General features: G+C 36.8%; 14 protein-coding genes. All 14 read right to left on the bottom strand.

The window, feature by feature from the left end; genetic code table 11:
* Positions 1-21: 21 nt before the first annotated feature.
* Positions 22-555 carry a rubrerythrin gene (rbr, locus tag ACECE_RS31625; RefSeq protein WP_010244376.1) on the bottom strand — a complete coding sequence of 178 codons (534 nt, stop codon included), beginning with the start codon at positions 553-555 and terminating at the stop codon, positions 22-24.
* A gap of 523 nt (positions 556-1078) precedes the next feature.
* Entirely contained in the window at positions 1079-1744 is a 666-nt protein-coding gene (locus ACECE_RS0202805) for a rubredoxin (protein WP_010243937.1), read from the bottom strand.
* Positions 1745-1830: 86 nt separating this feature from the next.
* Positions 1831-2667 (bottom strand): TIGR03943 family putative permease subunit, encoded by an 837-nt coding sequence (locus ACECE_RS28965; RefSeq protein WP_083878395.1) that lies wholly within the window; start codon positions 2665-2667, stop codon positions 1831-1833.
* Between the two features lie 5 nt (positions 2668-2672).
* A complete protein-coding gene (locus ACECE_RS0202795; RefSeq protein WP_010243935.1) occupies positions 2673-4283 on the bottom strand; it encodes a permease in 1611 nt (536 codons plus the stop codon).
* Positions 4280-5314 carry a CobW family GTP-binding protein gene (locus ACECE_RS0202790; RefSeq protein WP_010243932.1) on the bottom strand — a complete coding sequence of 345 codons (1035 nt, stop codon included), beginning with the start codon at positions 5312-5314 and terminating at the stop codon, positions 4280-4282. Before ACECE_RS0202790 ends, ACECE_RS0202795 begins: the two co-directional genes overlap by 4 nt.
* Positions 5308-5751, bottom strand: a complete 444-nt coding sequence (locus tag ACECE_RS0202785) for a Fur family transcriptional regulator (protein ID WP_010243930.1) — start codon at positions 5749-5751, stop codon at positions 5308-5310. Before ACECE_RS0202785 ends, ACECE_RS0202790 begins: the two co-directional genes overlap by 7 nt.
* 55 nt (positions 5752-5806) lie before the next feature.
* Positions 5807-6634, bottom strand: coding sequence for a metal ABC transporter permease (locus ACECE_RS0202780; protein ID WP_010243929.1), 828 nt, complete (start codon positions 6632-6634; stop codon positions 5807-5809).
* Positions 6606-7373, bottom strand: coding sequence for a metal ABC transporter ATP-binding protein (locus tag ACECE_RS0202775; RefSeq protein ID WP_010243927.1), 768 nt, complete (start codon positions 7371-7373; stop codon positions 6606-6608). The genes ACECE_RS0202780 and ACECE_RS0202775 overlap by 29 nt, the downstream gene beginning before the upstream one ends.
* Positions 7366-8367 (bottom strand): metal ABC transporter solute-binding protein, Zn/Mn family, encoded by a 1002-nt coding sequence (locus tag ACECE_RS0202770; protein ID WP_010243925.1) that lies wholly within the window; start codon positions 8365-8367, stop codon positions 7366-7368. Before ACECE_RS0202770 ends, ACECE_RS0202775 begins: the two co-directional genes overlap by 8 nt.
* Positions 8368-8553: 186 nt before the next feature.
* On the bottom strand, positions 8554-9294 hold the full coding sequence (gene ymfI, locus ACECE_RS0202765) for an elongation factor P 5-aminopentanone reductase (protein WP_010243923.1): 741 nt from the start codon (positions 9292-9294) through the stop codon (positions 8554-8556).
* A gap of 96 nt (positions 9295-9390) precedes the next feature.
* On the bottom strand, positions 9391-10428 hold the full coding sequence (locus ACECE_RS0202760; RefSeq protein WP_010243922.1) for an NAD-dependent epimerase/dehydratase family protein: 1038 nt from the start codon (positions 10426-10428) through the stop codon (positions 9391-9393).
* 149 nt (positions 10429-10577) lie between these two features.
* On the bottom strand, positions 10578-11090 hold the full coding sequence (locus tag ACECE_RS0202755) for a TIGR03943 family putative permease subunit (protein ID WP_010243921.1): 513 nt from the start codon (positions 11088-11090) through the stop codon (positions 10578-10580).
* A gap of 2 nt (positions 11091-11092) precedes the next feature.
* The gene (locus ACECE_RS0202750) at positions 11093-11929 is read right to left on the bottom strand and encodes a metal ABC transporter permease (RefSeq protein WP_010243920.1); all 837 of its coding nucleotides are present in this window, start codon (positions 11927-11929) and stop codon (positions 11093-11095) included.
* A 3-nt stretch (positions 11930-11932) separates the two neighbouring features.
* The coding region (locus ACECE_RS0202745; RefSeq protein WP_010243919.1) for a metal ABC transporter ATP-binding protein at positions 11933-12580 on the bottom strand (648 nt) is incomplete at its 5' end.

Genomic DNA, 12580 nt, shown 5'->3' with positions numbered 1-12580 from the left:
CAAAAAGCAATTCAAACGAATTTAATAGTTTTCTTTTCTCACTTCAAAAAAGCTTTTCGGATGTGCACAGACAGGGCAAACCTCAGGTGCTTTCTTACCCATTACAAGATGGCCACAGTTACGGCATTCCCACATGGTTTCTTCTGCTTTTTCAAATACCTTTTGCATTTCAATATTCTTAAGAAGTGCACGGTATCTTTCCTCGTGAGCCTTCTCTATTTTTGCAACCATTCTGAACTGAGCGGCAAGTGCAGTAAAGCCTTCTGCTTCTGCATCCTTTGCAAATCCTTCATACATATCAGTCCATTCATAGTTTTCACCTTCTGCTGCATGAAGCAGATTAGCCGCTGTGTCTCCGAGTTCACCAAGTGCCTTGAACCATAGTTTTGCGTGTTCTTTTTCATTGTTTGCGGTTTCTTCAAATATTGCTGCAATTTGCTCGTAGCCTTCTTTTTTTGCAACAGATGCAAAGTATGTGTACTTGTTCCTTGCCTGTGATTCACCGGCAAATGCCGCTGCAAGATTTTTCTCCGTTTTTGTTCCTTTAATATTCATGGTACCCTCTCCTTTATTTTCATTATTTGATTTTGCTCTTTTGAGCTTCATTAATAACTTTTCTGCGGCCTCCAAAGGAAAGTCCTTTGGGGGATTTTGAGTCATAGATTCCAGTAAACTTCTCACCTCATCGCTCTGAGGGAGCATATATCCAGATTCTCTGATTAAATCTTCTGCCATAAGTCTGTTAGATTTAGAAACTGCCTCTGCAAATTGACGAGTAATTGCATTATCACTTGATCTAGATATATCAGCAGCAATACTTTCCTGTTCAACTTTACTTTGAGCTAAAGAGTGCAAGGCATTCACTACATTATCAGTCTTTGGCTGCTGTGGAGGATATTCATCTGGAAGGAGTGAAATTGCTCCGGATGGACAGGCATCTACACACTTCCTGCAGCCTTTTATACATTTGCTTACATCAATTATACTGTTTTCGGTATCTGTTGCCCCTGTCGGACATACATAAAGGCACATACAGTCTTTTGTACATAATCTGATGTTTCTCACAGCTGGCATAGTCTTACCTCCTTCCTATCTGCGAAATTTTGTAATTAGGCACTTTGCATACTGGACAAATTTCCGGCAGGTTATTCCCTATATATACGAAGCCGCAAATGTCACAAACATAAATCTTTGTATTTAAAAGCATTGCATCGCCTTCTTTAGAATATCTGTCAAGAAGGGATTTTATCATTCTGCTTACCTTTTCGCTCCAAACAAGTGACCGTAATGCTCCTCTGTCTGCTTTTGCTGATGCTGATGCATTAGCTTTGGCGTAACCCTCTGTCAAATCAGAATTCAAAAGCTTTGCTACAGCATCAAACCCTTTCCCGTTTTGGACAGGAACCTTGCTTTTATAGTAATCAGCAAGCTGGTTAAATAAATCCATTTCTTCTGTGAGGTGTTGTTTCTCACAGCCCTTGGCAAGGTTGGAGCATAATGCACTGAGTTCGCCCGCTGAAAGCTCTCTTAAGCTTTCAAAATCTTCATCCTCAGGAGCTGCAGTCGTAGCAACAATTACTTGTTCTTTCTCTTCCCCAAATGCCGACTTTGGTGCACCACACCATGGGCAGAGAAAATCATGAGGAATATCCTCCCACTTTGTTCCCGGAGCAATACCTTTTTCCGGCAGTCCTGCGGCTTCATCATATGTAAAACCACAGATTGAGCATTTAAATATACTCATTTGACCCCCTCCTTTTCCTGCATTCATCATTAATATATCTTAATTTTAAGTTATACCCAATAATTACAAAGAAAAAACTGATAAGTTTAATACGGATATAAGTATTCATCTTTGGGTTTTTCAACCGAAATCATATTTTCTATCTCGATAGCAGGCATTTGCTTGCCTTCATATGTGTACATTATTATTTTTCCCGAATATTTATACCAGGAGTTCTTTTTCAAGGAAGAAGCTTCATTATACTTGCACATAAAACCAACTACTTGTGTATCAGCAGCACAGCATGCCATTACAGACCTTGCTGCAACAAACTCATTCTCCTTGAAATTATTATCTTTGAAAACAAACCCAATAAGTTCAATTTCTTTTCCTTCATACTTTGATGTGTTATTGCAGATTTCTTCCATCCACTTTAAATAATTATTATCTCTAATTACAATTTTGTTGTCCTTAATCTGAAATTGCGGAACTTCAGTTTCACTATCGCTACCATCTTCATAAGCATCGCCTGATGTATCCTCTGGATTGCTTGTCTGATCAGCCTGTTGCTGAATTTGCTTCCCATTATCTGCTGAAATTCCCGATGGACCTTGCAAGTACTGATTGGCAGAATTATACGCCGAAAAGTTGTTTGCAACTGGTTTTGCAGGGATTATCAAAGCCATAAGCAGCGGTGGAATAAAAATAAGCATGGAAAAATTGATTTTTGCTTTCCTGCCGCCTGTGAACAAATCCTTTGACAATACAAAAGAAATAGCGATAAAAACAAATGCACACATAACCAACATAGGTACAAGTTTCGGATGTATGTATAGTTTTGCTTTCCCATTAAAACTTGCTACGAGAAAAAAACCGGCAAATACAAGCATTACAGAAATTTTATATAATACTGCTTTATTTATTCTATATAATAATCCCATCATTTTAATCACCTATAAATAATATTTGTTGCTACCACTAATACCGAATATCCTATAGCAATTGTAAAAAATGCTGTTATAGCAATAAACCTCTTTTTAAAACAACCTGACATCATCAACACGTTTTTTATATCCAGAAGCGGTCCTAAAACCATAAAGCTCATTACTCCCTGCATTGGAACTACTGTGGCAAAGCTTCTTGCAATAAAAGCATCCGCCGTAGAACAAACCGACATCAAAAATGCTGCAAGCATCATTACCGCAACTGACCATACCGGGTTTCCTGCAAATCCAGTCAACCATTCCTTTGAAAGTACTACCTGCACAAGGCTTGAAATGGCAGCACCAAGAATCAGGAAACGTCCAACACTAAAAAATTCATCTGCTGAATGCTTGAGCACTGCACCTAGCCTACTGTTTTTTTCTATTCCCTGCACTCCATCGGCTTCACAGAATCCGCAATCACAAAAAAGCTTCCATTTCCTGTTTAGTGTCACCTCTGCGTCTTCAGAAAAAAGCATCCAGACAATACCCACAGCCAATGCCAGCGTCACTCCAATACAAACTCTGTAAAAAGCGATGGAGGCTTGTCCAGGAAACGCATAAAATGTAGCTGCAATTGTAATTGGATTAACGATTGGAGACGCCAGCATAAAGGTTACCGCAGCCGGAACAGGCACGCCCTTTTTTATAAGCCTTGCTGCCACAGGCACCACAGCACAATCGCACAAAGGAAGAAAAAATCCCGAGAGAATTGCCGCTCCAAAGGATAGCAGCTTGTTTTTAGGAAAAAACTTTACAAACCTCTCCTCCGAAACGAATACTTGAATTACTGCCGAAATGATTGTACCCACCATCAAAAAGGGAAAGGCCTGCATAATAAGGCTGACAAAAATTGTTGAAAAATCCTGTACACCTGTAAAATCAATACTCCCAAAATTTATTGAAGTAATAACCAATGCACCGATATAAATCATTACAAGTACCAGTACTAAAGCTAACAGCTTGTTAGAAGTTTTGCTTAGAAAGCCGCTCCTTTTTACACGCATGATAAATCCCTTATCCGCAATTGAGGTAAAATCGTCTGGTTCTGACAACTTAATAATACTTGCATCAGTATCCACTGACTTTATAATTTCACTCACAGCTTTCTGCTTATCCTGATTCACTTTATCAATAAAGTTTATAAGGTTTATATCGCTGCAAGCAATCTGCTCGTTTGTTATATTGCTTGAGAGACCTGCAAAAAATTCATACATTTTTGCATCAACTACATTCACAATCCTTGCAATATGAATTTCACTGTTTTCCAGTTCATCCAGTTCATGCTTAGGATTCTTCATACCGTTAAGTTCTATGATAATAAGATCTGGTTTATGCTTTGAGATCATTTCTTTCAACACAGAGTCATTTAATTCAGCATCCTTTTTTATTTCTTCTATTGAAAGTTCAACCTTCAACTGCTCCGAATTTATGATTTCTTGTTCCCCTTGCTCACAAAGAACCACCAATATCTTCTTTTTATTACATAGTTCACTTTTAAGAAACCCATTTATAGCTGTTGTTTTTCCGGCACCAAGGAAGCCGGTGAAAATGATTGTATCAATACCCCTCATCATAGTTTTACCTCATTAAAAAGATCGCTTATAGCATTTTTATTTAAACCCGCTCCTATAATGCACAATCTGCCTGTAAATTCAGGTTCTATATCTATAAACGTCTGCTCTTCGGGGACATAGTCAAACTTTTTCCAACCTGAATCAGTCTTTATAAGGCCTTTTCCCCTGAGGACCTTGCCGAATCTGTCTTCATCTGCCAGTTGACCAATGCAGTTTTTTAGCTTTGTAAAAGAAAATATCTCCGTCGTTTCTTCTCCAAACACCTGGAATATATCATCCGCATTATGATTGTGTTGGTCGTCATGGGATTTGCACCCACAATTGCTGTGCCCATCATGGGAATTACATTCACATTTGCTTTGGTCATGATGTTGATTATGATTTCCACTGCACTTTGAAATACTTACCAATACCTTCCTTATCTCCTCATCCCCATGCTCTGCAAGCTCCAAAAGCTTTACTGCTGGAATCTCAGGCCATGGTGTAGTTACAATTTCCGCATTTGGATTTATTTCACGGATTTCTTTAATCACCTTTTGAAGCTTTTGAGCATCTATGACATCTGTTCTACTTAAAATTATTGTTTTCGCACTTTTTATCTGGTTTTCATAAAACTCGTTGAAATTTCTGATATATATCTGATACTTTGAAGCATCCACAACTGCCAGTTTTATTTTCACCTCGACAAGATGACTGATTTCCCTTGCTTCACAAGCCTTGACCACATCGGAAAGCTTGCCGACACCTGAAGGTTCAATGATAATTCTGTCTGGGTGATAGCTTTCAATAATATCCTTTATTGCCTTACTGAAGTCTCCCACCAAGGTACAGCAAATACAGCCCGAATTGATTTCCCTGACCGAAACACCTGTTTCCTTTAGTATGTTTCCATCTATACCAATTTCACCGAATTCATTCTCTATAATTGCAACTTTCTCATTTTTCAGTTCTTCAGATAACAGCTTTTTTATCAGGGTTGTCTTCCCTGCTCCAAGAAAGCCGGAAATTATATTAATACTTGTTTTTAACATTGTATTTCTCCCCCTTTTTCCTGACACAACTGGCAAAAGCCAAATATCTCCAGCTTATGGGCTGTAATCTGATACTTGGTCTTTTGTTCTAAAGTCTTTTCATATACCTCCAACGGACAGTTGTCAATCACTATGATTTTCTTACATCCTATACAAATCAAATGATGCTTGTGTTCCATTCTGTTAAGTTCAAACATAGCCTTATTATCATCCAAAATATTTGATTTGAGAACCAGTCCCTTGCTTACAAACATATCAAGAATCCTATATACAGTAGATAAACTTATCGTTGAATCAACCTGTTTAGCCTTCATAAATGCTTGTTCTGCAGTTATTGGTAAATCCGCCTGCCGTAATACATTAAAGGTTATATTCCTTTGATTTGTAAACTTTATTCCTTTATCATTAAACAATTCCCTGTTATTACTCTGACCCATTCTCATCATCCTTTGCAAACAAAAACGACAACTTGTTATCTCTATATAATATCATCTATATAAGACTCAATTTCTTAATTGTAAAGAAAATAGCAAAGCAAACAGCATTCAACCCAACTATAGTCGCACCGGTCGGCAAATTAAAAACAAATGAAACGATTACTCCTAATATTACGCATGTGACAGATACAACCGATGAAACAAGTATGGTGCTTTTAAACCCTTTTGACAGTTGCAGGGCTGTAACTGTAGGAAATATAATCATGCTTGAAATCAGCATTGTTCCTACAACCCGTATGCCAAGAACAATTGTAATTGAAGTAAGGACCGATATAAGATAGTTCATTGTGCGTGTCTTTAGGCCAATAACCCTTGAAAACTCTTCATCGTATGTAACAGCAAACAAATCATTATAGAAAATCACTATTACAATAATCACTACAACTGACAATATGACTGAAAGAATTACATCCAAATCACCTATTACAAGTATACTTCCAAACAGATAACTGAACAAATCAACATTAAACCCGTTTGCCACACTTGAAATGAGTACACCTGCTGCCACTGCAAAAGAAGATACAAGACCAATTGCTGCATCTCCATGAAGATCTGCTTTTTCATTGAGCTTTAATATTAGAAAAGAAGCAAGAATTACCAACGGTATGGAAACCAGTAATGGAGATGCCGAAAGCAGCAGTGCAATTGCTACCGTTGCAAAGCTTACATGTGCGAGTCCGTCTCCAATCATAGCGTGCTTTTTAAGTACAAGAAATATTCCTAAAAATGAGCAGCATATTGAAATAAGCGACCCTACCAACAATGCTTTGAGGATAAAATCATAAGTAAACGATTCAATTATCAATAAAATCACATTTTCCATCTGCATGCCTCCAACAAAAATGATGTTGAGCAAAGAAACCAAAATACTCTGTCATATCTTTTGATTTACAAAACTCAGCATAGCTTCCGAAGAATACCATACGCCTATCAAGATACAGCATCTTCTTTGTATATTTTCCAATGGAACCGACATCATGGGAAACAAGCAGTACCGTAACTTTATCTTCGGCATTTAATGTCCTTATAATTTCATATAACTCTTCCCGGATTTGAGGGTCAAGTGCACTTGTCGGTTCATCAAGAATCAGCATTTTGGGATTGTTCACTAATGCCCTTGCTAAAAGCACCCTTTGCTGCTGTCCACCAGACAAATTGCCTATTTTTCTGTCTTTCAGTTCCGATATTTTCAACTTTTCCAATACAGCCATTATTCTTTCATTATCTCCTGAAGATATGAATCTCGGATATCTTTTATTTGCCAGCAAGCCCAGCGAAACAATCTCCTTTACTTTTGCAGGAAATAATTTATCGTTACTGACTGTTTTCTGAGGAAGATAGCCTGGAAAGCTACTCCCCAAAATACTCTTATTATATTCTATTTTGCCGCTTCCAGGAGGCAAAAGGCCTAAAAGCCCTTTCATCAACGTTGTTTTTCCAGAACCATTTGGTCCTACTACTCCAATGTAATCTCCTTCCTCGACATCAAAATTGATATCGGTCAGGACCTCTGTTTTACCATACCTCATCGAAAGCTTTTCTACCTTCAATATACTACTCATTATATCCCAGCCCCTGCTTCAATTTTATAAGGTTATCCTGCATGATCTTTATATAAGTAATTCCTGAATTTATCTCATCTTTTGAAACATTGTGAGCACCGTGCAAAAGAAGCATTGTCGCACCAGTTTGATCAGATATGACCTTTGCGACCTTAGGTTCAATCAATTCTTCATAAAATATTACTTTTGAGCCTGACTCCTTCATGTTTTTTATAAGTTCTGCAATCCTCTGCGGATTGGGTTCTGCATCAGGTGAAAAACCACTGTATGGCGAAATATTAGTAAGCCCATATCTTTTTGCAAAATAACCGAAGGCAAAATGTCCTCCATACATGATAGTTTTATATTTTGTTTTTTTGAATGCTTCCGTAAAGCTTTTATCAAGGTCTTGCAGCTGTTTTTTGTAGCTTTCTCCATTCTCTTTATAAAAGTTTTCATTTTTCGAATCAGCTTTTGAAAGACCTTCAACTATGTTGTCAACCATCTTTTGGGCATACACCGGATCGAGCCATATATGAGGGTCTTTGCCTCCATGGTCGTGCTCCTCCTCTTCAGGTTCTGTTTCAACAGCTTCTTTGTTAGTTCCTTCTGTATGCTCGTGGTCATGCTCCTCTTCATCCATCAGATCAATCCCTTTACTTGAATCAACAACAATAAGGTTTTTGTTTTTTGTGTTTTCAATAACCTTATGTGCCCAAGGTTCCATAAACTCACCAGTATAAACAAAAACACCTGATTTTTGTATGCTGACAATATCTTGCGGAGACGGTTCGAAGGAGTGTGCTTCTACTCCTGGCGGCAGTAAAAGACTTACATCTACCTTATCTTTTCCTATTTCCCTCACAAAATCAAATTGTGGGAAAAGCGTTGTAATTACCCTCAGCTTACTATTTTCACGTGTTGATGATTTTACACTTGGAACTCCACAACCCGATACCGATAAAAGAAATGCACTTAAAACAATTATTGCTAAAAACCCTCTCGCTTTTTGCATATTGCTCCTCCTCGTACAACTCAAAATATCCCAAATGCATATCATTTGCATTTAGATTTTTTACAAGAAATACTCATTGTCTATATGGTAAGAGTTGTACAATTGCAAATGATTTGCATTTGCATTTACTATTATATGTTATTTCCATAGTTTTGAAAAGAGATTTAGAACAATTTTTCGAGAGAATTATATAATAAATCCTCCATTCGGGCTTATAACCTGCCCTGTAATAAAATCTGCTCCTTCGGATGAAAGAAATAAAATGCTATGAGCTATTTCTAATGCAGTTCCAAATCTCATTAATGGTGTGTTTTCTTTCAGGTTTTTACTCACTTCATTGCACATACATGAATTCATATCAGTTTCAATTATTCCCGGAGCTATGCAATTTACTTGTATGTTTGATGGACCAAGCTCCTTCGCAAGTGCTTTTGTAAGACCTATAACCCCAGCTTTCGAAGCTGAATAATGCACTTCACAAGACGCACCTGTTATACCCCATATTGATGATACATTAATTATCCTGCCTTTTTTATTTTTCAGCATATACCGAAGTACAGACTGGCAACAATTAAATACTCCTTTGAGATTTACTGATATAACCTCATCCCATTCAGTTTCATAGATATCCCCAAATACTGTTATTTTTGAAATGCCTGCATTGTTAACAAGCACGTCAATACTATCGAATTTTTGAATACAATAGTCTGCCATCTTATCTACCTCTGAACGGATAGCTACATTAGCTTTAAAAACATCAGCACTTAAGCCTTGCTTTATCAAGCTGTGACAAAACTCATAAGCCTGGCATTTTGAGTTGTTATAGTTTATCAGCACGTTATATCCGTTCCGTGCAAATAAATCAGCAGTTTCTTTACCAATCCCCTTGGCTGCACCTGTAACTATTACTGTTTTTGAGTTTTTCATAAAACAACACCTTTTTTTAGGTATGGGTCACAAAGCCCGTCACATCAAATTTTTTGAAATGGCAATTGACCAGTTATTTTTTGGAAATCACCTTGCTTAGAAAAATATTTTTGCCAAACGTAATATTCCTTGACTCCATGGAACTCTGTGTGTAACTCCGGACTTATCTTCAAATTTATCTTTATTTTCACGATACCATTTATAGTTTCTAAGCAACGCATCTTTATTTGAATACTTCGGATTAAACCCTAAAATTTTCTGTGCCTTTTCAATACTTACAAAAGAATCCTTTCCCGCAGTCTCATACACCCACTCATATAAAGGAGAAAGCTTCATTGCTTCTAAAATTTTTAGTGCCACAACAACCAGCTTTGCAGGAAAGCCTATTATTCTTTTACCAAAACCTGCTTCATCAAGTACTGCCTGATAATCCTCCCTCATTGTTGTAAAATCTTTGGCACCGATATTAAACGTATCATTACATAGCACTTTGTCTACAATTGCCGAAAGATATATTGCCTCACACAAATCTTCAACATCAAGAAGCTGATATCTATTTTTACCATTACCAATCATCGGAAAATTCTTACCACTGCTTGCCCAATCATAGAGAAGTGCAAAAACTCCGAGTCGTTCCGGACCAATGAATGATTTAGGTCTTATTATAGGAATTACCATTCTTTTTTTTCTATACTCATTGCATATCTCTTCAGCTTTTATTTTTGCTTCTCCATAAGGACCAACTCCCGTTAGTCTATCTGTTTCTATCAGTGGATGATGATCAGGAATGCCATACACAGCAGTGGAAGAGATATAAATTACACGTTCTATCCCTTTTTCCATTGAAAGTGACAGTACATTTTTTGTCCCCTCTATACTTGTTGAATAAATATCTTCTTTCGAATAAAGAGGCAGTGCAGCCGCTCCATGTATAACTATATCAACATCTTTAATTGCATTTTTTAGAGTTTCTCTGTCTCTAACATCACCTTTTACACTTTTAACAATACCCATCATATCAGGGTAATTAAATTCTGCGATGTCATATACTGTCACATCATATCCCTTATTTACAAGGAATCTTGTAAGGTTTATCCCCAAAAATCCCGAACCACCCGTTATTAGAAATCGCACTTTATTTGCCTCCATCACTTAATTTATTCCTATATTATTGCAAAGATAATTTCTCAAATACGCCATATGCTTTAGCCATCTCAGCATATAGCTCCTTGCCTAAGAGAGCTTTATATACGTATGTACCACTTGTTCCTTTTTGTTCTAAGTTAATTTGTCACAAATTCTTTGCCGCGTATTTCTAAAACTTCAAGTTTTGAAAGGTGTAATATGATGTCTTCGGATTCTTCAACCTCCAATGTTCCAGTTACCTTAATCCATTCATTGAGCTTAGGCATTTGCCCGTCATAGGAAAATTCAAATCCCACAACGCCATCATTTCCACAGCAGCCAGGACTTTTTCGAATCACCGCATGACGTGTTTTACCTGTTTCCTCGTCAGTATATGAATCATACATGCCCTCTAACTGAATGGTCTTACCTTTATAATCATTGAGATTGGTATATATATCATTGCACTGTTGAATAAAGAACCTTTCACTTATTTTAACCACATTTCCACTGCTATTTGTTTGATCTTCCGGTGTTGAAACCACTGCTGATTTATCTGTCTGCTCTTCGGCTATAGATGTTGTACTAGGTTCACTTAACAATGGTTTCTTGTTACATCCGGCAAGAAATATAATTAAAATAAATAACGTAAAAATAAATATTTTTTTCATTATTAACCTCCATTTATATTAAACTTTTTTTGAACCAGTCCAGCAATGAAAAACATACAGAATGCTCCGAGGTTTACTACTACAACGCTTGCACCTGCAGGAGTTGAAAACTGAAAAGAAGCGACTAAACCAATAAAGAAACAAGTAACCGATAGTATAGTTGAACTGATTACAACGCTCTTAAAACTTTTAAATACCCTCATAGATGTTAAAGAAGGGAAAATAATAAGGCTGGATATAAGTAATGCTCCCATCATTCTCATTCCTACTACAATTATCAATGCAGTAAGAAATGCAATAAGCATGTTATATAAACCTGTTTTTGTGCCAGTGGCTTTTGCAAAGCTTTCATCAAATGTAACTGCAAATATTTTATTATAGAAAAGTACATATAAAATCAGTACTACAACTGATACAGTTACGCTAAGGTAAAGATCTCCTTTACTCATTGTAAGTATACTTCCGAACATATAGTTACATACATCAGCGTTCATTCCTGTGGTTAATCCTATTGTAATAACACCTATTGCAAGAGAACTGCTTGAAATAAGTGCTATAGCGGCATCGCCTTTAATTTTACTGTTTTCGCTTAACCTAAGCAATAAAAATGCCGCCAAAAGGACCACAGGTATTGAAACCTGCAGAGGTGCAAGATTTAATGACATTGCAATTGCCAAAGTTCCAAAGCCAACATGGGAGAGTCCATCACCAATCATAGAATAACGCTTTAAAACAAGACTCACTCCAAGCAAGTATGCACATAAAGAAACGAGTATACCTACCACTAATGCTCTTATAATAAAGGAATAAGAAAAAAGCTCCTGCAATAAATTAATCATTTTTTAAGCCCCCATCATTCTAATACCTATATCTGTATTCATATATTCTGTTGTGGAGCCAAAAAACAAAGATGATGTTTGCATATGTAAAATCTTATTTCCATATTGAACAGCACTCTTTATATCATGGGATATCATAATTATTGTTATACCATGTTTATAATTTAGCTCATAAAGCAAGGAATACATTTCAGAAGTCACTACGGGATCAAGACCTGAAACCGGTTCATCCAGCATTAATAGCTTATCGGTAGCGCACAGAGCACGTGCTAAAAGCACGCGCTGTTGTTGCCCGCCAGATAAATCACGGTAAGACTTCTTTTTAAATGCTTCAATCCCAAGATGTTTTATATTATTTTTAGCATTTTCTCTATCTTTTTTTGAATAAAACGGCATAAATCCATGCCGATTTAAACAACCTGAAAGTACTACCTCATATACACTTGCCGGAAAATCTTTTTGAATAACTGTTTGTTGAGGAAGATAGCCTATTTCCTTTTGTTTTAATCCGTTAAATATAATCTGACCATTGGCAGGTTTCAATAGACCTAGAATGCCTTTCATTAAAGTACTTTTGCCCGAGCCGTTTTCTCCAACAATATAAAGATAGTCTCCCTGCATTAATTCAAAGCTTACATCCTTTACAGCAAA

The sequence above is a fragment of the Acetivibrio cellulolyticus CD2 genome, from assembly GCF_000179595.2.
GTDB classification, from domain to species: Bacteria; Bacillota; Clostridia; order Acetivibrionales; family Acetivibrionaceae; genus Acetivibrio; species Acetivibrio cellulolyticus.
This window is presented reverse-complemented; position numbering and strand designations above follow the sequence as displayed.